This is a genomic window from Promicromonospora sp. NPDC023987 (assembly GCF_040639055.1).
In the GTDB taxonomy this organism is placed as follows: domain Bacteria; phylum Actinomycetota; class Actinomycetes; order Actinomycetales; family Cellulomonadaceae; genus Promicromonospora.
The window spans coordinates 1-22,501 of sequence record NZ_JBEZZF010000082.1 but is presented as its reverse complement, the minus strand read 5'-3'; the positions used below and the strand labels follow the sequence as shown (position 1 = coordinate 22,501).

Here is a 22,501-nt window from a genome sequence, read left to right as displayed (position 1 = left end):
TCCACCCCCCAGACCCCCCCTCCACACGCGACCCAGACCTTGTTGCGCGGTCCGCTTATTCACAACAGCCATGACCACACCCGGCACCCGACAAGCTCGACCAACGGTCGGCTCGCCCGACAGCGGCAGCAGCGGCACCGATGCCCTGCGCCGCGCGGTACATCGCACGGTGCACGACGTCGACGGGCTGGTCGACGCCGGGCGCTTCAACGTCGCCGTCGCGCGGCTGATGAGCCTGGTGGGCGAGGTGCGGCGGGCGGCGTCGGGCGGCGGCGTGGACGCCGGGACGTACCGGGAGGCCGTCGCGGCCACAGCCGTGCTGCTGAGCCTGTTCGCACCGCAGACCGCCCAGGACCTGTGGCAGCGGCTGGGGCGCACGACGCCGGTCGCGGCGCAGCCCTGGCCGGCGGTGGACCCGGCACTCCTGGTGACGACGGAGGTGGAAGCGGTGGTCCAGGTCGACGGCAAGGTGCGGGACCGCCTCTCGGTGCCGGCCGACGTCGCGGCGGCGGACCTGGAGCGGAACGCCCTGGCGCGGCCGGCCGTCACCCGGGCCGTGGGAGAACGGATGGTGCGGCGGGTGGTGGTGCGACCGCCGCACCTGGTCAACGTGGTGCTGGGGTAGCTACCGCGTCGCGTCGGCCCCGCCGCCGTCCTCGTCGAGCTTCGCGCGCAGGGAGCGGAGCTCGACGAGGATCTCCCGGTTCTGCGCGGCCAGGGCGTCGAGCCGCTCGTCCTTCTGCTCGTCGTCCTTGCGCTCCTCCTCGGAGATCTCCTCCATGCCGTTGACGATGACGGCGATGAACAGGTTCAGCACCGCGAAGCTGACCACCAGGATGTAGAGCACGAAGAAGATCCAGGCCCACGGGTGGGCCACCATCACCGTGCGGGCGATGTCCGGCCACGCCTCGCCCGTCATGGCCTGGAAGAGCGTGAACAGCGAGATCCCCAGGTTGCCGAAGTACTCCTCCGAGGACTCGCCGAAGAGGCCGGTCGCGATGACCGCCGACACGTACATGACCAGCACCAGCAGTGCGCCGACGGCGCCCATGCCCGGCACGGCCCGCAGCAGGCCGTCGACGACGCGACGCAGCGACGGCACCACCGTGATCACGCGCAGCACGCGGAGCACCCGCAGCGCGCGCAGCGCGGACAGGGACTCGCTCGCCGGGAGCACCGCGATGCCGACGACGGCGAGGTCGAACAGGTTCCACGGGTCACGGAAGAACCGCCGACCGTTGGCGACGATCCGCAGGAGCAGCTCAAGCACGAAGAAGCCGAGCATGGTGTGGTCGATCGCGACCAGGACGTCGAGCGCGGCTCCGTCCACCATGGTCTCGGCGCCCAGGACCAGAGCGTTCGCCAGGATCACCGCGAGCACGACGTTGACGAACCACCTCTGGTCGAGGAAGACGCGTAGCCGTTCCCGCCAGCCCCGTGGTTCGAGCCGTGGCTCGGCCGGTGTGCCGATCGCCTGGTTCATGCGGTTCCCCTCGCTGTCACGTGCCCGGAGTCCTTGCTCCGGTCCTGCCTCAGGCCCTTGCCCGGGCGAACTGTAGCGCGACGGTGTGCAGCGGACCGGCTGGGCACAATGTCCGGATATGGGAGTGATTCGGCGGGTCCGGTGGCAGGTCAACCCAATCAGTGCTGAGGTAGTGCGCAAGCAAGCCATACCAATCTGGAGGAAAACGTCATGGGCTGGTTAGCGTTTCTCATCCTCGGACTCATCGCGGGCGTGATCGCCCGCATCGTCATCCCGGGTAAGCAGCCGGGCGGCTTCTGGCTCACGCTGCTTCTCGGTGTGCTCGGAGCATTTCTCGGTGGCTGGCTGGGCAGCGTGATCTTCGGTGTCGATGCCTCGGCCGAATTCTGGTCATGGGAGAGCTGGCTCTTCTCGGTGCTCGGCGCGATCATCGTGATCCTGATCGTCCAGGCGATCTTCGGGCGCCGTAAGACCGCTTGATCGCGGCATCCCGCGGCCGCGCCGGCACCGTCGTCCTCCTGACGTCGTTGATCGGCGCGGCCGCGGCTGCGTGTACGGCAGGCGGCACTCCCCGCCGTCGTCCCGGCCGGACCGGACGAACCAGTCCCGGACGCCGCGCCGTCGGCCACGATCACGCTGGTCCGCTCCGTAGCCGTCAGCCGATGATCGGGGCGCTCTCCGGCAGTCGGTACAGGCGGCCACGGGCACGCAGGGCGAGCGCGGTGCCGAGGGTGATCGGCCCGAGCCGACCGATGAACATCAGCACGACGAGCACCACCTGGTGGTACCAGGCGAGCTGCGCGGTGATCCCCGTGGACAGACCGGTGGTGGTGAACGCCGACGTCACCTCGAACAGGATCTGGTCCACCGTGAACGGCGAGAGCGCCGTCATCCACAGGGTGGGGAGGACCACTATCGCGACCGCGAGCAGGGCCAGGGTGAGGGCCTGCCGCTGGGTGGCGGGCGAGATGCGGCGGTCGAAGACCGTGGCGTCCGGGTCGCCACGCAGCTCGGACCAGATCACGACGGCGAGCACCGCGAAAGTCGTCACCTTGATGCCGCCGGCCGTTCCTCCGGAGCCGCCGCCGATGAACATGAGGATGATCGTGCCGAGCCAGGTCTCCGTGTGCATGTCGCCGGTGCTCACCGAGTTGAACCCGGCGGTGCGGGCCTGGACCGACTGCGTGAACGACGCCAGGACCCGGCCGCCGGTGTCGAGGCTGCCCATGGTGGCCGCGTTGTCCCACTCGGCCACGAGGAAGAACAGGGCGCCGCCCACCAGCAGCAGCGCCGTCATCAGCAGCGTGATCTTGGTGTGGACGCTCCAGCGTGCCGGGCGCACGCGCTCGCGCAGGACCTCGATGACCACTGGCAGGCCGAGCCCGCCCACGATCGTGGCGAGGCAGATCGGCAGGACGATCCACGGGTCGGCCACGAAGTCCATGAGCGACAGCGAGAACAGGGCGAAGCCGGCGTTGTTGTACCCCGAGACGGCGTGGAACACGCCGTGCCAGAGCGCTCGGCCGAGCGGCTCGTCGTAGGCGACGACGAAGCGCACCGTCAGCACCATCGCGACGATGGCCTCGATGACCAGCGCGAGGATGACGACGCGGACCAGGGTCCTGCGTACGTCACCGAGGCTCACCGTCCGGGTCGACGCCGCGGCGACCAGTCGCGAGCTCAGGTCCAGGCGCCGCGAGACCAGGACGCCGAGCAGCGAGGCGACGGTCATGACCCCCAGGCCGCCGATCTGGATGAGCACCAGGATGACCGCCTCGCCGAACCCTGACCAGAACACCGGTGTGTCCGTGACGATCAGGCCCGTGACGCACACGGCCGACGTCGCCGTGAACAGCGCCTCCATGAACGTGGCCGGCTCACCGGACGCCGCGACCGGGAGCAGCAGGAGCAGCGTGCCCACCGCGATGGCACCGACGAAGCCGGCGATCACGAGCTGGCCGGGCCGACGCCGCAGTGCCGCACCCCGCCCGCCCTCACGACCCGCGGGGCTGCTGAACCGCATCTGGCTACCGTCGGCTTTCGTTCGTCGTACGTCACGGTCGTGTACCGGCGCCGCCTGACGCCCGGCCGCTACGTTAGCCCGTCATCGACGCGGGAACGCGGAAGGCGCCGCCTCCGGCGCCGGGCGGAAACCCGGCGCGGAGGCGGCGCCTCGCGGTGAACTGCTGGTCCTACGGCTCAGGCCCTGCGGCTTGGCCCTACGGCTCAGGCTCTACTCGTATCGTCTGAGCCTGCGGTTCCGCTCCGGGCGCGTGCCTCGTACCTCGGCCCACACCCTGCGCTGCACCTACGGCTCAGGCCCTACTCGTATCGTCTGAGCCTGCGGTTCCGCTCCGGGCGCGTGCCTCGTACCTCGGCCCACACCCTGCGCTGCACCTACGGCTCAGACGACGCGGATGAACGTCGGGCTGTTCTGCCACATCTCGGTGTAGCGCACCGGCATGCCAGCGGCCCAGGCCTCGATGATCATGCCGTCGCCCGCGTAGAGGGCCACGTGGCCGGGCGTCCAGACGATGTCGCCGGGCTCCGGGTAGGTCACCTGGTAGCCGGAGCTGAGCATCGCACCGGACGAGTGCGGCAGGTTCACGCCGAGCTGCGCGTACACGTACTGGATCAGGCCGGAGCAGTCCATGCCCTCGGCCGGCGAGTTACCGCCCAGCACGTAGGTGATGCCGAGGTAGTTGAAGGCGATGTTGATGGCCTGCTGGCCGACCGGGACCGGGTCCGGAGCGTCGACCGAGACGACGGCAGGGCCTTCGTCCCCCTTGCTGCCCTTCTTACCGTCCGACGAGGTACCCAGGGCTTCCATCTCGGTCGGCATCTTTGCATCGGCCGGGACGGTCACGGTGGGGGCGTTCACGACGGCCTGCTTGGCGACCGCGGTGAGGGAGTTGAGGTCGACCGAGTTGAGCTTCGCGGTCTTCACGTCGGTCTTGAGGTCCATCGCCGGGGCCGCGTGGGCCGTCGTCGCGATGGTCGAGATCAGAACGCCACCTGCAGCTGCGGCGATGGCGCCACGGCGGGCGACGGTGCCGGCGTTCTCCGTGGCGGTACGAGCAAGAATGGTCAGCGGTGTCATGGCCGGCCGGCTGTCACGATGCCGGCCGCGAATGGAGTTCGTCACCTAATGTCTCCTGTACCGCCTGCGAGGTCAGCTGTCGGGTTCGGGTAGGAGTACACACCCGGCCGCACGGCTACTGGGGGGTTCCGTCCGGCTTCACCCCGAGGACGACGATGTCGCTGTCGCCCGGGAAGTGGGTCCCCCGCTCCTGTCTCGAACGTCTGGTCGTGAACCGGTGACAGGATTCGGCGTCCGGCGCACGGCTCCACCGTTGCGGGGGAGCAGAAGTCAAAGTACACACGTTCACGGGAAAAGTCACGATCGGGTTACGCATTACGGTCTGACCCAACGAAGACGCAGATTTACGTCGTTCCGGTCTTCAGCGGTTATGACCGACATCACACACATCCGCTACCGTTCGGCCGCATGTCCGAAAGTGCGTACCGCGTCTCCCCCTGGTGGGTGCTTCTCATCAGTGCCGTCGCATGGTGGGTCGGTGGCTTCTTGCCCTGGCTTCTTCAGGCGTTATACGTGGTCACCGGCATTTCGGAGGCTGCGACAGCGGCCGGTGGAGGCTTTCTGCCCCTGCCGTTCGTCGCCGACGACGCGGTGGTCGGGCTGGCCGTCATGGCCCTGTTCGGCGGTCTCCTCGGCGGGGTCGCGGCCGGTCTGCCGGCGTCGGCGAGAGCGGGGGCCGGCGCTGCGCTCACAGGCACCCTCGTGGCCATGGCGGCCACGGTCGGAGTCTCCTGGTGGCTCTCGATGCGGGGGAGTGTGCCCGGCGACGCCGTGCCGCTCGGGATGGTCGTCATCACCGGGGTCGCCGGGGCGGTCGGGCTCGCGGCCGGCCTCCTGACGGTCCTCGGACCGGCAGCCCTGCGCGGTCTGACGCTCGCTCTGCCGGTGGTGCTCCTCGACGGCTGGCTCTGGGGGCTGCTCCCGGGGAACCTGGTGTCCCCCACCGGCACCTGGTGGATCTTCGCGGTGGCGCTCGGCATCGCGTTCGGTCTCGCCGTGGACACGAAGCCCATCGAGCTCCTGGGCTGGCTGCCCGCCGCAGGGGTCGTCTGGGTCCTCCAGGCGGCCGGTCCGGCCCTCATGGCCGTGCAGGAGAACATCTGGCCCGGCTCAGCGCTCACAGCGGACCCGCTCTCCGCGGCCGGCATCGTCGTGGACGAGCTCGCCTCGGCGGCCGTCGTGTCCGACGGGCACCAGCTCGGTGCCTGGGTGGTCGCCCTCCTGCTCGGAGCGACGATCGCAGCACTCCGGCTCTCCAGGGAAGCCTCGGACGAGGGCGAGCTCTCAGAGGCCTGGGCCTGAAGCTGGCAGTCCGCGCCACTACTGATTGCGATTGTGTAAATTTCACCCGCTACGCGGCGTCTACCCTGTTCTGCGCCTGTCCGATACCCCTAGGTTTGGCCCGGTTCGGGGGTAATCCAGCCCCCGTGCGAGCAATGGGGGCTCTTATGAACAGGATGTCAGTCGTCGGCGTCGCCGCGTCCGCGGTACTTACCGTGGCAACGCTCGTCGCTGTGGCGCCAGGTGCACAGGCCGCGACGAGCGATCCCCTCCGGGACAAGCAGTGGGGCCTGGACCAGATCAACGCAGAGGCCGCCTGGGCGGGTGCCACCGGCGAAGGCGCGGTGGTGGCAGTGGTCGACACGGGTGTCGACTTCGACCAGCCCGATCTGGCGGGCCAGCTTTTGTCGGGCGCCACCTTTGCCGGCTGTGCGGACGTCCGTCCGTGCGGTGAGGGGGACTTCCGTGGCCCCGACGGCAGGAACGACGGAGACGAGCACGGCACGCACGTGGCGGGCATCGTCGCCGCGGCCACCGACAACGGCATCGGGGTCGCGGGCGTGGCACCGGGCGCGAAGGTGCTCCCGGTCAAGGTGCTCGAGGCGGGCTCAGGATCGTCGCAGGACATCGCGGACGGCATCCGCTGGGCCGCTGACAACGGCGCTGACGTCATCAACCTCTCCCTCGGCACGGCGCCGGGCGGGCAGCTGCTGACGATCATCGGCGTCGACACCCTGATGCGCGATGCCATCGCGTACGCGCGCGAGCAGGGGGTGCTCACGGTCGCGGCGGCCGGCAACTCGTCGACCCCGCTGTGCAGCGACCCGGCGTTCACCAGCGTCGCCATCTGCGTCGGGGCGACCGACTCGGCAGGCGTGCACTCCTACTACTCGGAGCTTCCGATCAAGCTCGACCTGAAGAGCGTCTCGGCGCCCGGGGGTTCGGGCGGCCTGAACGGTTGCGACGGCGACGTCTGGTCCACGGTCCCTGTGGGAACCGGATCGGACACCTGTGCCGGCGGCAGCTACGACTCCTACGCGGGCACGTCGATGGCGACGCCGCACGTGGCCGGCGTCGCTGCACTGCTCTATGGGCAGGGCCGGACCATGGAGGAGGTCGAGAGCGCGATCCTCGACACCTCGCGTGACCCGCTCCTGGGCCTCGTCGGTGTGTGGACCCCGCTGTACGGGTACGGCATCGTGGACGCGGCGGCCGCGGTCGCCTACTGACCTCCTGGGTTGTGGGCGTGATCGTTGCGCCTGGACGGGCGCCGGGGCGCAAGGATCACGCCCACGACCCAGAGGGCGTCCGTCAGTAGGGGCGGATGTAGACCGCGTAGTCCTGCCACTGGGCGGTGTGGCGCACCGGCGTGCCGTAGTTGGCCGCCTCGACCACCATGCCGTCACCCGCGTAGAGGGAGACGTGGCCCTGGGTCCACACGATGTCGCCAGGGATCGGCGTCGCGACCTGGTAGCCGGAGGCCACCATCGAGGACGACGAGTGCGGCAGTTCGACGCCGAGCTGGGCGTAGACGTACTTGATCAGGCCCGAGCAGTCGAATCCCGTGCCGGGGGACTCACCACCGTACGTGTAGGCGATGCCGAGGTACTGCATGGCGATCGCCACGGCCTGGGCACCGATGGACCCGTCGGACGCGTAGTCCGGGGTGGCCGGCTCGGCCTCCGCGACCGCGGCTTGCGTCTCGGGAGAGGTGGTGGTGTCCACCACGGGCTCTGGCTCGGGCTCTGGCTCGGGCTCTGGTTCGGGAGCGGGGGTGACCGTGACGGCCTTGCTCTCGATGTTGAGCTTGGCGTCGGTCGCTACCTGTACCGCCGGGGCAGCCGCGAGCTCCTTGCGGGCGTCCTGGGTCAGTGCGGTCATGTCGACGCTTGCCAAGCGGTTCGAACCGTCTCCCATGACGGCGTGTGCGCTGGGCGCGAATGCCGTCGCGAGAAGTCCGGACGATGCCGCGATCACTGCGCCCGAGCGGGCTGCGGTGCGGGTCACGGTCATCAGGGGAGTGCTAGGAGCATGATCGGCGCGGTGTCGACCGCGTCGGACGGTGGTACTCACCGAGGTTCTCCAAGTCGCCGGTTGCACGGTGCCCGTACCGAACTGGGGGAATGGGGCCCGAGGTCGTGCCTCCGGTGGCACAACGGATCCGACGCTACATACGGGTTAACGCCTTGTCTCGATCAGATAACAGTTGTCGTGAAGTATCAGCGTGCCCGAAAGGTGCGTAACTTTTGACCAGACGCCTTTGGCCAGCGTAAGGGGCATTCTTCACAGTGAAATGGCATCTGGCAGACATGAAAAAACACCGGAAGAAATGATGTGACACGCCGGTCACGGACGGCGTGTCAGCCCCCGCCCCGCGCTCGGAGCTCGGACTCGGTCTTCAGGCCGGCCAGCTCCGTGTCCACGAGCTCGCGCGCCTTGGTGCCCAGCACCAGGTTGGTCAGCCCGGCGAGCATGCCGCTCTGCGCCATCACCAGTGTCACCTCGCACGCGGCGTCGGACACCGGGGCGATCTGGTGTGCTGCCCCCGTGCGGACGCCCGGGGTGGTGCTCGACCAGGAGAATCCGCGGCCCTCGACGAGGCCGTCGACCTCCCAGGTAGCCGTGGGCAGGCCAGGCTGCTGGATCTCGACGTGGGAACCGACGGCGATCCTCGTCTCGGGGCCGAGAAGGGTCACGGCCGTCATGGAGGTGGTCCAGGTGGGCATGCGCTCGACGTCGGACAGCACCTGCCAGACGACGTCGGCAGGCGCCTCGATCTGGGTGCTGGTGCGGTAGGCATGGGCCACGGGTCCCAGGCTACGCGGGCTGGAGAGCAGCCGGCGCAGCCTGAGGCCCACGGTGAACTGCCAGGTCAGGGACCAGTGGACAGCTGGAGTGTCACCACGGCGCCCCAGGTGACCAGTGCGCCGGCCGCCGGGTCGGACGAGATGACCGCCCCCTCCGGCACAGTGTCCGACGCGGTGTCCTCGAACGTGCAGGTGAGGTGCGCCTGCTGGCAGGCGACCCCGGCGTCCTCGATGGTCATCGCAGTGAAGTCGGGGATCTCGATGGCGCTGTCGGCGACCTCGTCGGGGAGGTCGGTGAACTCGGTCGTCAGATAGACGTCCGTGCCGTGCTTCGTGTCCTGCGTCTCGAGCGGCAGGTTCCTGGCCTCGTCATAGATCACGGTCCGCACCCTGTCGGCGTCGCCGTACTGGTACGTCGCTGCGGTGCCCTGGCGGTTCTCCGAGTCACGGACGTCCTGCTTGACCTCGACGCCGGCAAGGCTCGTGAGCAGCTCCCACGCCGCGGCCCGCAGCTCCGGGGAGGCCGGTGCCTGGGTGGCCAGGCGGGCAGCGGCGTCGCGCACCGCCTCCTCGCGTTCGCCGGGGGAGTAACGGCTGAGCAGGGCGTCGTGCAGGGGCCCCGGATCGGTCGGCAGCGCTGCCATGTCCGCCCAGGTGTAGGTGAGGGTGTGCCCATCGATGTTGATGTGGTCGCCGATGGCCATCAGTGCGGGGCCGTCCGTGGTGAGCTCGAAGCTCACACCGTTGCCGTACCAGCTCTCGCTACCCAGCCTGCTGCCCAGCGGCGCCTCGGGCCCGGACTCCCCGCCGGTCTGGCTCGGTAGGCCCCGGGTCACGACATGGAAGTACGTCGCGTCCCGCCAACCGTCGGGTGGTACCACCGGTTCCATGGCCGGGTAGGTGGGCAGCTCGGTCAAGGGCTCGCCCTCGCTCGACGTGATGGGCGGCCCGCTCGGCTTCGGCGACGGTTCTGCGTCCACCGTCATCGAGCCACCGGGCAGGGCGACGCCCGGGGCGTCCATGGTCGTTGCGGCCCAGGCCCCGCCGCCGAGCACCAGGCCCATGGCCAGGGTGACGCCGCCGACCCGGGTGGCCCGCCGACGTCGGGCAGCGGGGACGACCCGCGTGACGTCGACGGAGATCTCCGGCGCGACCTGGTCGACCTGCCTGCGCAGAACTTCCGCGAACTGCTCGTCGTTGTTCATGACCCGCTCCTCTCGCTGATGGTGTTCGCCGTGGTTCATGGCCTGCCCGCCGCGTCCTCGGCCTCGAGCACCTCGCGCAGGCGGGCGATACCGCGTGACGCGGTGGACTTCACCGTGCCGATCGAGACACCCACCGCGTCGGCGACCTCGCGCTCCGTGAGGCCCTCGAGATGCCGGAGCACCACGATCCGGCGCTGCTTGGTGGGCAGGAGCATCAGCGCGCGGGACAGTCGGTCGCGCTCCGCGTGCTGGTCCGCCAGGCTCTGGCTGCCGTCCTTCTGGTCGGGCAGGGTGTCGGAGGCCATGAGGACCTCCCGCCGTCGGCGGCGCCACCTGTCGATCCGAAGGTTGGCCAGGACGCGTCGGGCGTAGGCGAGCGGTTCGCCCTGCCGAGCCTTCGGCCAGGCCAGGTAGGTCTTCACGAGGGCTTGCTGGACCAGCTCTTCGGCCAGGTGGGTGTCGCAGCACAGCAACCAGGCGGTGCGGGCCAGGGCGGGGGTCGACCGGGACATGAAGCCGGCGAACTCGACGTCCCGGTCCGCCACCACCACGACGTCGACCGCTTCGACCTTGTCAGGGCTCGAACGTCCCGCGACCATTGGCATGCTCATACCTCTTTCACGGTCCAGGACCCCGGAAGGTTGAGTGGGCCGCTCGGCGGAAACATGTGGGTGTCCCTCCGTATCCTCGCTGCATGGCCACCCATCGGCTCACCGTGCGGCAGGCACGCCGTATCGCGCTCCGCGCCCAGCTGCTCGATGCCCGACGGTCGGTCGACCTGGTGAACCTCGTGGAGGACCTGACGTTCCTCCCGGTGGACCCGACGTCGGCGCTGGCGCCCGCGGCCGACCTCATCTCCTGGTCGCGGCTCGGCAGCGCTTACTGGCAGGGCGCCGTCGACGACGCGATCGCCGACCGCATGCTGTTCCAGCTGCGCGGGACCGTGCGGCCGATGAGCGACCTGCCCCTCTACCTGGAGCAGATGGGTCGCTGGCCCCAGAACGAGACACTGCGCCAATGGCTCGCCGACAACGCCGGCTTCGAGCGGGAGGTGCTGGAGCTGATCGAGGCCGAGGGGCCGGTGCTCGCCAAGGACGTGCCGGACACGGCCCGGGTGCCGTACACCTGGGGTGCCGAGGGGTGGAGCAGCCGGCGCAGCGTGGCCGAGCTGCTCGAGGCGCTGAACATGCAGGGCAGGCTCGCGATCGTGGGGCGCAAGGGCAGGCAGCGGTTGTGGGACCTCGCGGAGCGTGCGTACCCGCAGGCCGAGGCGGTCCCGCTGGAGCAGGCGCTGCGCGAGCGTGTGGAGCGGCGCCTGGCCGCCGAGGGCATCGCCCGCAAACGGGTGCAGGGCCGATCGGGGGACGGCGCGTGGTGGGTGGACCTGCCCGGCGAGGCGGTCGAGGTCGAGGGGGTCGACGGTGAGTGGCGGGTCGATCCGGAGCTGCTGGAACGGGCGGACGACGAGTTCGAGCCCCGCACCGCCCTGTTGTCCCCGTTCGATGCGATAGCCGCGGACCGGCCCCGTCTCCTCGACCTGTTCGACTACGAGTACCTGCTCGAGATGTACAAGCCGAAGGGCAAGCGGCGCTGGGGCTACTTCGCGCTGCCGATCCTGCACGGGGAGCGGTTCGTGGGAAAGCTCGACGCCAAGGCGGACCGCAAGGCGGGCGTGCTGAACGTCTTCGGGGTGCACGAGGACCTGCCGTTCGACGGGGCCACGATGGACGCGGTGCACGACGAGGTCGAGCGCCTCGCCTCGTGGCTGGGGCTAGGCCGGATCGACTACGCGAGAGACGCGTAGGCCACTCCTGATCCAAGGTCAGGTGGTTGAAAGTTTCACCAGTCCCAACCGGCCCGAAATGCGACTATCATCCGCGAGGTGACGTCGCAGATGATGGTCGACCTGGTTCCCGTGGACGAGGACGTGCTCGAAGAGCTTCTGACCCTGGCCGTGGCCGAGGCCCAGCCCGGCGAGGTGATGCCGCCCACCTCCGGGGAGTCGGCCATGGAATCCCGCACCACGTGGACCGAGCCGCGCAAGGGCGCGTTCCGGGAGTACCACCGCCGGTGCCGGGTGAACCGGCAGGCGCCGGTTCCCGAGGTGACGTGGGCGATCAAGGCCAGAGGCAGGATCGTGGGTGCCGCGCGGCTCGCGCTGGTCGACGACGACCCGAAGAGCCGAGAGGTCGGCCTCTGGCTCGGCGAGCGGTACCGGGGGCAGGGCATCTCCGGCGAGGTGGCGTACTGGGCGATCGCGGCGGCGCAGACCATGGACGCCGAGCGCCTGGTCGCCCGCACGACGGCGAGAAACCCCATGGCCCGCAGGTCGCTGGAGCGGATCGGCTTCGAGGTGGTCGACCGCGAGGGTGTCCTGGTCGGCACCATGCCGGTGCCGTGAGCCGCGGTGCCGTCGGCTGCTGAGCTCAGTCGAGCGCGAGGGCCGCTAGCTGCTCGCGGGTGCCCGCGAACACGTTCATGTCGATGTACGGCTCCACGCCGTCGTACCCGGGCAGCCGGTCGCGGTTCGAGTACTGCCAGACCGTCCACGCACGGCCGTCCGACAGCTGGGGCGCCCATGCCACCGAACGGATCCAGATGGGCAGGTCCGGATAGCGGTCGGCGAGATACAGGTCGTACGCCTCCGTCGTCGCATACACGATCGGCGCGGCGCCGTAGTGCTCCTCGATGCCCGCAATCAGCGGATCGAGGATCGCGTGGACCTCGTCCGCCGTCGGCTGGTCCTCGAGATACGTGCCGTAGAACTCGAGGTCGATGACAGGCGGGAGCGTGCCAGGGGTGGCCGGCACCTCGGCCGCGAGGTGCGCGGCCTGGTCGGCCCCGGGACTCTCGAAGCTCATGAAGTGGTACGCGCCGACGAGCAGGTCGGTCTTCGTGGCGCCCGCCCAGTTCTCGGCGAACCGCGGGTCGGTGTGCGACGAGCCCTCGGTGGCCTTGATCCACGCGAAGTCGAGGTCCTGCGCAGCCAGCACGTCCCAGTCGATCGCACCCTGGTAGTGCGCGACGTCGACACCCCGCACGTCGTACCGGGCGGACAGGATCCGGTTGGGCCAGACGACGCCGTTCGCCACCAGGACGCCGAGCAGCACCAGGACGGTGACGGCGGCCGCCGTCGTCCACAGGGCTGTGCGAAGCGCTGACCGGCGAGAACCGCGCCAGCGGGCTGAAGGGGCGGGGGTCATCGGCCGAGGGTACTCGGGTATCTCTTGCAGTTGCGAACGCACTTTAGTGCACCTACCTTCACTATAGTGAAGGAGGCCCGATGCAGATCCAACATCCGTTCCGTACGGTGACCGCGGCGCTGGACGGCGACGTCTTGTTCGCGCTGGCACAGGTCGAGACGCCGCTGACCGCGCCCGCGATCGCGAAGGTCGTCCCGGAGTATTCGTTGTCCGGCGTGCGTAAGACCCTGGCGAGGCTTGTGGGGCAGGGCGTGGTCTCGGAGTCGATACTCGGCCGAACGAAGGCCTTCGCTCTCAACCTGGATCATCTTGCTGCCCGTCCGATCCGGATGCTTGCCGAGCTACGGATCGAACTGGTCATGCGTCTCGACAGGCTGGTGGAAGAGACCATCCCAGGCGCGCCGTTCATCGCGCTCTTTGGCTCTGCAACCCGGGGCGAGATGCGGATCGACTCCGATATCGATCTCTTCCTGGTACGCGACGAGGGGATGTCCGACGACGACTGGGAGTACTGCCTCACTGAGATCTCGGACGCAGTTCGCCGCTGGACCGGGAACACCTGCAACCCGGTGTCCTACCGCGCGGAGGAGCTGGAGGGTCGAAGCGAGGAGGGCTTGATCAAAGAGGTTCTTCGCGACGGACAGTTGATCGTCGGCGATCGTCAGTGGCTGCGACGACGTCTCGGGCCGAAGGGACACAGATGAGCCCGAGGACAGTCACGTGTAGCCGTGCGATGCGCGACGGGCGGATGCGAAAGGCGGAGCAGTTCCTCGAGTGGGCAGAGAACCTTCGCGCGCTCGTAGAAGCGGAGGACGACTACGTTGACGCATACGTGACGATGTGCGTCCATGCGGGAATCGCAGCAGCGGATGTCATCTGCTGTGCGCGGCTTGCAGAGATGTCGAAGAGCACGCAGCACGAGGACGCGGTCGCCCTTCTCAAGAAGGTTGACCCTGTCCATTCAAACCGACTAAAAACCCTGCTCAGTCTGAAGTCAAAGGCCGGGTACGACCACGAGTCCGTCAGCGCCACCGACGCAGAGCGCGCACGACGTGCCGCGGAGGCGCTGCTGGAGTCGGCTCGCATCGCCGCGGCGGCCTGACCAGGGGCAAAGCTACTCGCCCGTCACGCCGCTCGCCAGCTCGACCGAGATGTCCAGGTGGCCCACGTGGCGGGCGTACTCCTGCAGCACGTGGAAGCAGATCCACGCGAGCGTCGGTGGGTCGTGGGTGAACCGGCCGCCGAGCGCGGCGTGCTCGTCCAGGGAGTGCGTCGCGAGCACGTCGCTGGTCGTGGTGCCGCCCCTGTGCAGCGCCTGGAGCAGCTCGTCCAGGCCGACACCGTCGGGCACGGCCCAGCGCCCGTCTGGGTGCTGATCCGCGTTGTCGCCCCACGGGCGGTCGACCGGCTCCGCCAGAAACCCCCACCGGAACCAGCGCTGCTCCATGTGCACCAGGTGGATCAGCAGCTCGAGCGGTGACCAGCCGGACGGGATCCGGGAGGTGCGCAGGTCGGCGTCGGACAGGCTCCGCAGCTTCCGTTCCACCGCACGCCGGTAGAAGTCGAGGTAGCCGGCGAACAGGACGGCCGGGTCGGCGGAGTCGAGGCGTGGCTCACGGTCGGAGAGGGACACGCTGCGAGGCTACTGCGAGGCACTGACAACTCGTCGCCGAAGTGCTGTGACATCCGTGCGGTAGGCGCGTCTGTAGTGCATGACGCAGACAAAGGGCAGGACCTACGGCCTCGCTTCGAACCCCTCCGAGTGGGCAGCCCACCGCAGGGCCGTCGTCTTCTCCGTGCGCCGGATGTTTCCCGGGGTCGATGCCGAGCGTGCCGCGACCGAGGGCCTGGGCGAGCTGTGCCGGCAGATCGTGGTGCACGGCGCCGTCGACCGGCCCGCCGTGGTGTGGTGCGAGGCGGCCATTGCGGCCGCCGCGCGCCTGCGGACCGGGGCCGGTGCGCCGGCATGAACCGGCGGTGGTGCGCACCGTCCCCGGCAGTAGAGCCACACGTGCGCCTGACGGACGCACAGGTCTACGGGACCTGTGCGTCCGGCGCGTTCGTCAACGCGTCTTGCCGACCTCTGCGACGAACCGCGCGGCCCGCTCGCGCAGACCGGCGACGCGACGATCGATGATCAGCTCACGCATGGCCGGGTCGTTGCCCGCCTCCGTGAACGTCGGCTTGCGTCGCACGTTCCGCGAGCAGCCGAACTCGGTGCAGATCAGCGTGCCGATCGTGTTGCCGTTGCGCCCCGAGGCGCCGCCCCTGCGGGCGACGTACAGGGAGACGTCGTCGGTGACGACGACGTCCTCGCACCAGGCGCACACACCCTTGGTGCGCGCGCGGCCGGTCTTGGCGTCGGACGAGCGCAGCAGGATGCCGGTCGGTACGCCGTCGAGCTCCAGCACGACGTACGAGAACAGCGGCGCCTTGCGGTCGTGCCACCCGAGGTAGTCGAGCTGCGCCCAGTCGAGGGCGCCGAGGTCGGGCAGGGTGGCCTGTGCCGCCTCGCGCTTGCTCGCGTTCTGGAGGGACGCGCGGATCTGCTTCTCGGTCAGAGGGTTCATGAGGGTTTTCGGCTTCCGGTCGTTCGGATGCCACCGGCCGGCTTCTACGTCGTGAGCGTGCACGACGGCGCCTCGGTCACCCGTGCGTTCAGGTCACCGGGCCGACGGGCGGCAGGGCAGGGGACGATGCCGCGCCTGCCCTCCGACGTCCGACCGCAGCGCGCGACCGCGGAAGCGGTCGAGGCGGCGTGCTGCCGGGTCTGATCAGAGAGTCGTGACGCGGGTCCGGCGGTTGCCCGAGCAGGCCGAGACGGCCACCCCGCACCCCGCGGTGAACTCCCGCATCTCTCGCTCCTCATGTGTGTCCGGTAAGTCGGTCGACAGTCTTGCCAGGTAACCGACCCGTCGATGCTACGACAGGGCCTCCGCGCGGTACACGTGTTTTGCGGCACAGCACGGCACAGCATGGCGCGGTGCGGCCTCAGGTCCAGATAGCGGTCTCGGGGTCCACGCCGTGGCCCCGGGCGTTGGCGTTGATGGCGTCCTGGAGCCAACCGGCCAGGCCGGGCTCGAGGCCCTCGAAGAAGGTGCGGAAGCCGGGATCGTCGACGTAGGTCCGGCCCAGGCAGACGTGCATGGAGTGGGTGCAGTCGAAGTAGGCGCCGATCGATGACCGGTGCCGCTCGGCCAGTGCGTTCGCTCGTTCACCCCCCGGCCGTACGCCCTCCCGCAAGGCCACGGCCAGGTCGGCGTGCAGCGCCTCGACCTCCGCCGTGATCCGGCGCCAGTCCTCGGGGGTCCGCTCCGCCGCGCGCTCTGCGGACTGGGCCCACTGGGTGGTGTCGCCCCAGCGTTCGCGGGCCTGGTGCTGCCACGACGGCTGCCAGCTCTCGCCGAAGATGGCCACCTGTTCCTCGGGGGAGAGCAGGAGGCCGGACCTGCGGGCCTCGATCAAGCGATCGAGCGCCTCCGCCGACTGCTCCAGGTGCCGGATGTGCTCGCGGACCAGGCCCAGCTGACGTCGCAGGGACTGTTCCACGTCGTCGGTCGGCGCGTCCAGCAGGTTGCCGATGTCCGCGAGGGGCACGCCAAGCTCCCGGTAGACGCGCACCCGGTGGAGCCGGGCGACGTCGGCGGCATCGTAGAGCCGGTGCCCGCCCGAGGTGCGCTGGGACGGACGGGCCAGCCGTAGCTCGTCCCAGTGGTGCAGGGTCCGCACGGTGACGCCCACGGCGGATGCGGCGCCGCCGACGGTCAGGCCGTCCGACGGCACCGCGTCGGCAGTGCTCTCGCATGTCATCGCGGCCAGTCTCACAGCAGGACCGAAGGTTCGCGGCCTCACTCCGCAGGTGCGTCGATCCCGATGTCCCGGAGGTTCTGGGCCTCGACGCTGCTCGGGTCCCAGGGACGTGCCGCGGTCATGATCACCCGCGCGTTCTCCGGCGTGATCACCTCCAGGTCCACCGAGTTCCACGGCGTCTGCCGGGGGCCGGTGGTGCTGCCGGGCAGCAGATCTTCGCAGGCCGTGGCGATCTCGTCGACCTGGCTCATCACGCACGAGAAGCTCACCGTCAGGGCGGGCGGGGCGTCCGCCTGGTCCGCAGGGACCAGCAGGACGTCCTGGAACGACCAGCGGCGCAGGTGGGTGATCGTGCCTGGTGCGGAGAAGAGCTCGAAGAAGCCGAGGCCGCGGATCCAGAAGTCCGCGGATGCGGCCAGGTTTGCCGTAGGCACCGTGACGAACATGGGCATGCCGTAGAGGCCGCTGAACAGCTCAGGGGCCTTGGCGTCCAACGCGGGAACGGGGACCGGGCTGATGTCGAATGCAGGGTAGGTGTCTGTCATGCCGTCAGCCTGACCCCTCACGCCACGTGAGGTTCAAGCCCTGAGGGAACTCCGGCGAGGCACGAGAAGCGCCCGGCGTGCGACGGTACGCGCGTGAACTTTGCCGGAGCGATCAACTTTTGACCGAGGTGCCCCGTGAGCCAGGTATGAGCACATTGATGGTCGGAGGGCGCGGGGGCCCTGCCGACGGCGAAGATCTCGGACGCGGTCCGGTGCGGGTGGTGGTGTCGCCCCCGTCGTCGGACGGGCTGCGCGCCACCGGTGGCCCAGGCGCGCCGGATGCCCGTGCAGAGTTCACCGCTTTCATGGCCGAGGCCGCCGCTCCACTCTCGCGGACTGCGTGGTTCCTGTGCGGCGACGAGCACCGAGCCGAGGAGCTGGTACAGCAGGCGTTCGTGCGCACGTGGCAGCACTGGGCGAAGGCCCGCACGGGTGAGCCGCTGGCGTATGCGCGCACGGTTCTGACCAACTTGCGGATCGACCACTGGCGCAAGCACCGCCGCGAGGTCTTGTCCGCGCCGGCGAGCTTGCCCGACGACGCGGTCCCATCCGTGGCCAACCACCATGCCGAACGCGATCGGCTCAGGCGGGCGCTCCTGACCCTCGGCCTGCAGCAGCGGCGCGTCGTCGTGCTCCGGTACCTGGAGGGCCTTCCGGAGATCGAGGTTGCCGATGCGCTCGGCGTGTCGGTGGGGACGGTGAAGTCGGCGGCGTCGCGGGGGCTCGCCCGGCTGCGGGAGAAGCTGGGCGACGTCACCGGCACCGGAGCTACGACGAACGGGAGGAGTGCGCGATGAACGAGACGAACGAGTGGACGAGCGACCAGTACGGCGGCGATCTGCGATCGCACGCGGTCGGCATCGCGCCCCGGATCACGGTGGACACCTCGGGCGTCTTCGCCATCGCCCGACGGCGGAGGGTCGCCCGGGTGGGCAGCCTCGCGCTGGTCGTCGGGCTGGCTCTGGGCGGTGGCGGCTGGGCGGTGGCCGAGCGACCCTGGGCGGCGTCGTCGGAGGTGATGCCGGGTGGGCCGTCGGTCGCGCCGACGTCGGACGGTGTGGACGCGGTGCAGTCGACGCCGATCCCGGCGGAAGGCTTCACGCAGGCGCCTTACTGGCACGTGGTGAGCGAGAACCGGGTGCCCACAGCGGTCGGCGGGCCGCTCGAGGTAGAGCGGAATGAGTACTGGTTCGGCAACGACCGGCCGGGCAAGCGGCTCAGCCGGCACGAAGACGGCTCCTCCGCCACGCAGGCCCTGCCCGACGAGATCGTCTTCACGCTCTCCTGGTCCGAGATCTACGCCCTGCCGACGGAGCCGGAGCAGCTCGACGCATTCCTGCGCGGGCGCTACCACCGGGTCGGGAGCTGGTCGGTCACCGAGGACGCGTACGTGTGGATGAACGGGGTCGACCTGCTCATGTACTCACCCGCACCGCCTGCCGTCCGCAACGCGGTGTGGGACGTGCTGTCCGGGCTGCCCGGCGCCACGGCGGTCGGTGAGATCGACGACAGCCGCGGCCGTCGGGGCGCCGGCCTGACATTCGTCGATGAGTCCGACGACGAGGGCATGCGCCGGTTCGACGAGCGGATCATCTACGACCTGGGTTTGCAGATGCCGCTCGAGGAGGTGCACAGGACACGCTTCGGCGACGAGTCCTTCCGCACGATCCTGGCGCAGGAACCCGTCGAGGCCGTTCCCGAGGGCTCGGACGCTTTTGTCGCGGCGGAGCGATCGATGTCCGAGGCGCGTACGGAGGCCGAGGCTGCGACGGGTCCGGCCTCGGTTCCGGTCGGGCAGCTCGTGGCCAGCCACGAGTGGGCGCAGTGTGCTCGCGACGCCGGGGTGGCGTCGGTCGGCGACCCGCTGACCCTGGAAGGAGATCCGGATGGTGTCGCCACTGTCACGATCTCGCAGGAGGTGAGCCTCGACGAGGCCCGGGTGCTCGGCGAACTCTGCTCGACGCCGATGGCCGAGGACGAGTCGTGGGCGCAGATTCAGATCATGGCTGGGGTGCCGACGACGAAGGACGGTAGAACGACGTATGAGGCCGGTCCGTACGCCATCGCGATCGACGGCCCGTACCTCAGCTCGGAGAAGGCGCTGACATACCGGGAGCACCATCCCGAGGAGTTTGCGTCGGAGGAATGACCCCGAGGGTCGGCGCGGGCTGACCGATCTACCGAGTGGGCTGCAGGTCCGCCGGCTCTGGCGCTGCCGCATCGCGGTCGCCGGGGTCGGCGAGGTAGCCCGTCCGCTTGAGCCACCACTCGGCGAGCAGCGTGAACAGCGGCGGGATTGACGACGCCAGGGCCACGAGCGTCCGGAACCAGCCCCAGCGCAGCTTGACCGCTACGAACAGCGTGACCGCGACGAACAGCACGAACGCCCCGCCGTGCAGCCGGCCGAACAGCCACACCCCGGCCTCGGTGGTCTCGGTGACGTACTTGAGGAACATCCCGACCAGCAGTCCGGCCCAGGTGAACGCCTCGATCCAGGCGACGATGGCGAACAGGCGGCCGAAGCGGGACATCGCGGGCATGTGGAACCTTCCGGAGGCGAGGCGAGTGTTCTCCAAGTCTGCCTGACGCCGGACGGTGCCCCGAGCCGTCAGCGGGCGCCGTCGGTCACACTCGGCCGGCGCGCCGGGCTGACCGAACGGTGACCTCGGTCAGCGCAGACGCGAGCGGACCGCGATACCCGCGCAAGCGATCACCGCCGCTCCGCCGAGCATCGTCGGCCAGGTGAGCTGCTCGTGCAGGAGCAGCGCGGCCCAGGAGATGGTGAGCACGGGCTGGACCAGCTGCACCTGGCTGACCTGCGCCATCGGGCCGATAGCAAGGCCGCGGTACCAGGCGAAGAAGCCGAGGAACATGCTCACCACCCCGAGGTAGCCGAACAGGGCCCAGTCGACCGGGGTGCCCGTCGGCGGATCCTGCATCATCGAGGCGCCGGTGACGAACGCCATCGGCACTCCGGCGAGCACGAGCGCCCAGGAGATCGTCTGCCAGGCGCCGAGCTCACGGGCGAGCAGCCCGCCCTCCGCATAACCGATGCCGCAGGCGAGGACTGCGGCGAGCAGGAGCAGGTCCGACCCGTGCAGCCCACCGCGGCCGCCGCCCTGGATCGAGGCGAAGGTGACCGCCGCGAGGGCGCCCAGCGCGGCCAACACCCAGAACGACGGACGCGGCCGTTCGTGCCCGCGGAGCACCGCCAGCACCGCCGTCACCGCTGGCAGCAACGCGATCACCACGGCGCTGTGGCTGGCCGACGCTGTCGTGAGCGCGAACGAGGTGAGCATCGGGAAGCCGACGACCACACCGCCCGCGACGATCGCGAGCCGGGCCCACTGGGCACCGCGGGGCAGGCGCTGCCGGGTGACCGCGAGCGCGACGGTCGCGAGCACCGCGGCGACGACCGCTCGGCCGCAGGACACGAACAGCGGGGACATGTCGCCGCCGTCGACCACCATGCGGGTGAAGGGGAGGGTGAGCGAGAAGGCCGCGACCCCGAGGAACCCCCACCAGAGGCCGGCGCGCGAGGCGGATAGCGGCGGCGCCGCGTCGAGAGTAGCGCTACTGTTGCTTGTCATGTATGACGATAGCAGTGCACGGATTGTCGAGGGCCTCCACGAATGGCTGACGACGGCGGCGCCCGGCGCCCGGCTGCCGTCCAGCCGGGCGCTCGTGGCGCAGTATGGGGCGAGCCCGGTCACCGTGCAGAAGGCACTGCGCGCGCTGACGTCCCAGGGAGTCGTGGAGACGCGGCCGGGGGTCGGGACGTTCGTCCGGGCGGTGCGGGTCGCCCGCCCCCACGACCACGGATGGCAGACGGCGGCGCTCGGCCCGCGGCCCAAGCCCGTGCAACAGCTCGCCACCGCCCTGCACATCTACCCGAACGACGTGATCGCGCTGCACTCGGGCTACCCGGACCGGGAGCTGCTGCCCGAACGGCTGGTCCGGGCCGCGTTCACCCGTGCGGCGCGCAGCGACACGGCCGTCACCCGGTCGCCCGCCGCGGGACTCCCGGACCTGCAGGCGTGGTTCGCGGCCGAGCTCGGAGCGGGCTCGCCCGCTGGGGTCGCGCCGCCGGCACCCAGCGACGTCGTCGTCTTCCCCGGCAGCCAGACCAGCCTCAGCGCCACCTTCCGCGCCCTGGTCGGCGTGGGACGACCGCTCCTGGTCGAGTCGCCCACCTACTGGGGCGCGATCCTCGCCGCGGAGCAGGTGGGCGTCCAGCTCGTGCCCGTACCCAGCGGGCCCCGCGGCCCCGACCCCGCCGAGCTCGCGCGCGCCTTCGCGCAGACCGGGGCACGCGCCTTCTATGCGCAGCCGAACTTCGCCAACCCGACCGGCGCCCGCTGGTCGCCCGACCTGGCCGACGAGGTGCTCCGCCTGGTGCGGGAGCACAGTGCCTACCTCATCGAGGACGACTGGGCGCACGACTTCGGCATCACCCAGGACGTGGTCTCGATCGCCGCCCGGGACGACGGCGGGCATGTGGTCTACCTGCGCTCGCTGACCAAGAGCGTCTCGCCGGCGGTGCGCGTGTCCGGGCTGATCGCCCGGGGCCCCGCCCGGGAGCGGATCCTCGCCGGGGCCCAGGCCGAGTCGATGTACGTGAGCGGGATGCTGCAGGCCGTCGCGCTGGACGTCGTGACCCAGCCCGCCTGGCGCACCCACCTGCGCGGTCAGCGACAGCAACTCGCCGCCCGGCGTGACCTGCTGCTGGGTGCGCTGCGTGAGCACGTCCCGGATGCCCTCGTCGAGTCGGTTCCCCAGGGCGGCCTGAACCTGTGGCTGCGGTTCCCCGACACCACCGACGTCGCCCGCCTGGTCCGGGACTGCGAGGCCGCCGGCGTGATCGTGGCGGCGGGTGACGAGTGGTTCCCGGCCGAGCCGACCGGCGCTTACCTGCGGCTGAACTACTCCGGTCCCAACCCGGGGGCGTTCCCCGAGGGCGCGCGCGTGATCGGGGAGGCGCTGGCGCGACAAGCGTGACCCCTGTGCTGGTCCGCTTCGAGAATGCGATCTGGCATGGTCCGGGACGCCGAACCATGCCACCGACGA

At 70.1% G+C, this 22,501-nt stretch carries 27 protein-coding genes and 1 riboswitch; of the genes, 13 read left to right on the top strand and 14 right to left on the bottom strand.

All coding sequences use genetic code 11. From position 1 onward, the window contains the following. Positions 1 to 70 precede the first annotated feature (70 nt). Complete coding sequence (locus AB0F40_RS24390) at positions 71 to 625, top strand: class I tRNA ligase family protein (RefSeq protein ID WP_357473948.1); 555 nt, start codon at positions 71 to 73, stop codon at positions 623 to 625. Here the strand turns inward: AB0F40_RS24390 and AB0F40_RS24385 are convergent, their stop codons facing one another. After that, on the bottom strand, positions 626 to 1,483 hold the full coding sequence (locus AB0F40_RS24385; protein WP_357473946.1) for an ion transporter: 858 nt from the start codon (positions 1,481 to 1,483) through the stop codon (positions 626 to 628). A gap of 210 nt (positions 1,484 to 1,693) precedes the next feature. Between AB0F40_RS24385 and AB0F40_RS24380 the strand changes: the two genes are divergently transcribed. Beyond that, positions 1,694 to 1,963 carry a GlsB/YeaQ/YmgE family stress response membrane protein gene (locus AB0F40_RS24380; protein ID WP_357473943.1) on the top strand — a complete coding sequence of 90 codons (270 nt, stop codon included), beginning with the start codon at positions 1,694 to 1,696 and terminating at the stop codon, positions 1,961 to 1,963. Positions 1,964 to 2,138: 175 nt separating this feature from the next. Here AB0F40_RS24380 and AB0F40_RS24375 read toward each other — a convergent pair whose 3' ends face one another. Together AB0F40_RS24375 and AB0F40_RS24370 are read right to left on the bottom strand one after the other, a co-directional pair. Then, entirely contained in the window at positions 2,139 to 3,506 is a 1,368-nt protein-coding gene (locus tag AB0F40_RS24375) for a potassium transporter TrkG (protein ID WP_357473940.1), read from the bottom strand. Positions 3,507 to 3,887: 381 nt separating this feature from the next. Beyond that, positions 3,888 to 4,628, bottom strand: coding sequence for a C40 family peptidase (locus tag AB0F40_RS24370; protein ID WP_357473937.1), 741 nt, complete (start codon positions 4,626 to 4,628; stop codon positions 3,888 to 3,890). A 1-nt stretch (position 4,629) separates the two neighbouring features. Further along, a riboswitch (cyclic di-AMP (ydaO/yuaA leader) is annotated at positions 4,630 to 4,826 on the bottom strand. A gap of 270 nt (positions 4,827 to 5,096) precedes the next feature. Between AB0F40_RS24370 and AB0F40_RS24365 the strand changes: the two genes are divergently transcribed. Both AB0F40_RS24365 and AB0F40_RS24360 read left to right on the top strand, forming a co-directional pair. Continuing rightward, entirely contained in the window at positions 5,097 to 5,885 is a 789-nt protein-coding gene (locus tag AB0F40_RS24365; protein ID WP_357473934.1) for a hypothetical protein, read from the top strand. A gap of 146 nt (positions 5,886 to 6,031) precedes the next feature. After that, complete coding sequence (locus AB0F40_RS24360; protein ID WP_357473932.1) at positions 6,032 to 7,093, top strand: S8 family serine peptidase; 1,062 nt, start codon at positions 6,032 to 6,034, stop codon at positions 7,091 to 7,093. A gap of 82 nt (positions 7,094 to 7,175) precedes the next feature. Here the strand turns inward: AB0F40_RS24360 and AB0F40_RS24355 are convergent, their stop codons facing one another. The 4 genes from AB0F40_RS24355 to AB0F40_RS24340 form a co-directional block, all read right to left on the bottom strand. Then, positions 7,176 to 7,877 carry an NlpC/P60 family protein gene (locus tag AB0F40_RS24355; protein WP_357473929.1) on the bottom strand — a complete coding sequence of 234 codons (702 nt, stop codon included), beginning with the start codon at positions 7,875 to 7,877 and terminating at the stop codon, positions 7,176 to 7,178. A gap of 347 nt (positions 7,878 to 8,224) precedes the next feature. Then, a complete protein-coding gene (locus tag AB0F40_RS24350; RefSeq protein WP_357473927.1) occupies positions 8,225 to 8,671 on the bottom strand; it encodes an SRPBCC family protein in 447 nt (148 codons plus the stop codon). A gap of 65 nt (positions 8,672 to 8,736) precedes the next feature. Then, on the bottom strand, positions 8,737 to 9,876 hold the full coding sequence (locus AB0F40_RS24345; RefSeq protein ID WP_357473925.1) for a PASTA domain-containing protein: 1,140 nt from the start codon (positions 9,874 to 9,876) through the stop codon (positions 8,737 to 8,739). A 35-nt stretch (positions 9,877 to 9,911) separates the two neighbouring features. Then, on the bottom strand, positions 9,912 to 10,481 hold the full coding sequence (locus AB0F40_RS24340; protein ID WP_357473923.1) for a SigE family RNA polymerase sigma factor: 570 nt from the start codon (positions 10,479 to 10,481) through the stop codon (positions 9,912 to 9,914). A gap of 89 nt (positions 10,482 to 10,570) precedes the next feature. Between AB0F40_RS24340 and AB0F40_RS24335 the strand changes: the two genes are divergently transcribed. Next, positions 10,571 to 11,680 (top strand): crosslink repair DNA glycosylase YcaQ family protein, encoded by a 1,110-nt coding sequence (locus tag AB0F40_RS24335; protein WP_357473920.1) that lies wholly within the window; start codon positions 10,571 to 10,573, stop codon positions 11,678 to 11,680. A gap of 78 nt (positions 11,681 to 11,758) precedes the next feature. Further along, positions 11,759 to 12,277, top strand: coding sequence for a GNAT family N-acetyltransferase (locus tag AB0F40_RS24330; protein ID WP_357473917.1), 519 nt, complete (start codon positions 11,759 to 11,761; stop codon positions 12,275 to 12,277). Between the two features lie 25 nt (positions 12,278 to 12,302). Here the strand turns inward: AB0F40_RS24330 and AB0F40_RS24325 are convergent, their stop codons facing one another. Further along, on the bottom strand, positions 12,303 to 13,079 hold the full coding sequence (locus AB0F40_RS24325; RefSeq protein WP_357473914.1) for a GH25 family lysozyme: 777 nt from the start codon (positions 13,077 to 13,079) through the stop codon (positions 12,303 to 12,305). Between the two features lie 80 nt (positions 13,080 to 13,159). On the opposite strand from AB0F40_RS24325, the gene AB0F40_RS24320 reads away from it, so the two are divergent. Together AB0F40_RS24320 and AB0F40_RS24315 are read left to right on the top strand one after the other, a co-directional pair. After that, on the top strand, positions 13,160 to 13,783 hold the full coding sequence (locus AB0F40_RS24320; protein WP_357473911.1) for a nucleotidyltransferase domain-containing protein: 624 nt from the start codon (positions 13,160 to 13,162) through the stop codon (positions 13,781 to 13,783). Next, positions 13,780 to 14,181, top strand: a complete 402-nt coding sequence (locus tag AB0F40_RS24315) for a hypothetical protein (RefSeq protein WP_357473908.1) — start codon at positions 13,780 to 13,782, stop codon at positions 14,179 to 14,181. Before AB0F40_RS24320 ends, AB0F40_RS24315 begins: the two co-directional genes overlap by 4 nt. Positions 14,182 to 14,193: 12 nt before the next feature. Here the strand turns inward: AB0F40_RS24315 and AB0F40_RS24310 are convergent, their stop codons facing one another. Next, a complete protein-coding gene (locus tag AB0F40_RS24310; protein WP_357473906.1) occupies positions 14,194 to 14,712 on the bottom strand; it encodes a DUF664 domain-containing protein in 519 nt (172 codons plus the stop codon). Between the two features lie 79 nt (positions 14,713 to 14,791). Here AB0F40_RS24310 and AB0F40_RS24305 point away from each other — a divergent pair, with 79 nt between their 5' ends. Then, positions 14,792 to 15,049 (top strand): hypothetical protein, encoded by a 258-nt coding sequence (locus tag AB0F40_RS24305; RefSeq protein ID WP_357473903.1) that lies wholly within the window; start codon positions 14,792 to 14,794, stop codon positions 15,047 to 15,049. 93 nt (positions 15,050 to 15,142) lie between these two features. On the opposite strand, the gene AB0F40_RS24300 is transcribed toward AB0F40_RS24305, so the two are convergent. Then, positions 15,143 to 15,649: an FBP domain-containing protein gene (locus AB0F40_RS24300; protein ID WP_357473900.1), complete on the bottom strand. Its 507-nt coding sequence runs from the start codon at positions 15,647 to 15,649 to the stop codon at positions 15,143 to 15,145. A gap of 27 nt (positions 15,650 to 15,676) precedes the next feature. Between AB0F40_RS24300 and AB0F40_RS24295 the strand changes: the two genes are divergently transcribed. Continuing rightward, complete coding sequence (locus AB0F40_RS24295; RefSeq protein ID WP_357473897.1) at positions 15,677 to 15,853, top strand: hypothetical protein; 177 nt, start codon at positions 15,677 to 15,679, stop codon at positions 15,851 to 15,853. Between the two features lie 217 nt (positions 15,854 to 16,070). On the opposite strand, the gene AB0F40_RS24290 is transcribed toward AB0F40_RS24295, so the two are convergent. Together AB0F40_RS24290 and AB0F40_RS24285 are read right to left on the bottom strand one after the other, a co-directional pair. Further along, positions 16,071 to 16,889: a MerR family transcriptional regulator gene (locus tag AB0F40_RS24290; protein ID WP_357473895.1), complete on the bottom strand. Its 819-nt coding sequence runs from the start codon at positions 16,887 to 16,889 to the stop codon at positions 16,071 to 16,073. A 38-nt stretch (positions 16,890 to 16,927) separates the two neighbouring features. Next, positions 16,928 to 17,434, bottom strand: a complete 507-nt coding sequence (locus tag AB0F40_RS24285) for a VOC family protein (RefSeq protein WP_357473892.1) — start codon at positions 17,432 to 17,434, stop codon at positions 16,928 to 16,930. A gap of 146 nt (positions 17,435 to 17,580) precedes the next feature. On the opposite strand from AB0F40_RS24285, the gene AB0F40_RS24280 reads away from it, so the two are divergent. Beyond that, positions 17,581 to 18,231 (top strand): SigE family RNA polymerase sigma factor, encoded by a 651-nt coding sequence (locus AB0F40_RS24280; RefSeq protein ID WP_357473889.1) that lies wholly within the window; start codon positions 17,581 to 17,583, stop codon positions 18,229 to 18,231. After that, positions 18,228 to 19,583: a hypothetical protein gene (locus AB0F40_RS24275; protein ID WP_357473887.1), complete on the top strand. Its 1,356-nt coding sequence runs from the start codon at positions 18,228 to 18,230 to the stop codon at positions 19,581 to 19,583. Before AB0F40_RS24280 ends, AB0F40_RS24275 begins: the two co-directional genes overlap by 4 nt. A 28-nt stretch (positions 19,584 to 19,611) precedes the next feature. Here the strand turns inward: AB0F40_RS24275 and AB0F40_RS24270 are convergent, their stop codons facing one another. Further along, positions 19,612 to 19,974: a DUF3817 domain-containing protein gene (locus AB0F40_RS24270; protein WP_357473884.1), complete on the bottom strand. Its 363-nt coding sequence runs from the start codon at positions 19,972 to 19,974 to the stop codon at positions 19,612 to 19,614. Between the two features lie 129 nt (positions 19,975 to 20,103). Then, positions 20,104 to 21,024, bottom strand: a complete 921-nt coding sequence (locus AB0F40_RS24265; protein WP_357473883.1) for a DMT family transporter — start codon at positions 21,022 to 21,024, stop codon at positions 20,104 to 20,106. On the opposite strand from AB0F40_RS24265, the gene AB0F40_RS24260 reads away from it, so the two are divergent. Beyond that, on the top strand, positions 21,023 to 22,432 hold the full coding sequence (locus tag AB0F40_RS24260) for a PLP-dependent aminotransferase family protein (RefSeq protein ID WP_357473880.1): 1,410 nt from the start codon (positions 21,023 to 21,025) through the stop codon (positions 22,430 to 22,432). The two genes, AB0F40_RS24265 and AB0F40_RS24260, sit on opposite strands and share 2 nt — an antisense overlap. The last annotated feature ends 69 nt before the right edge of the window (positions 22,433 to 22,501 follow it).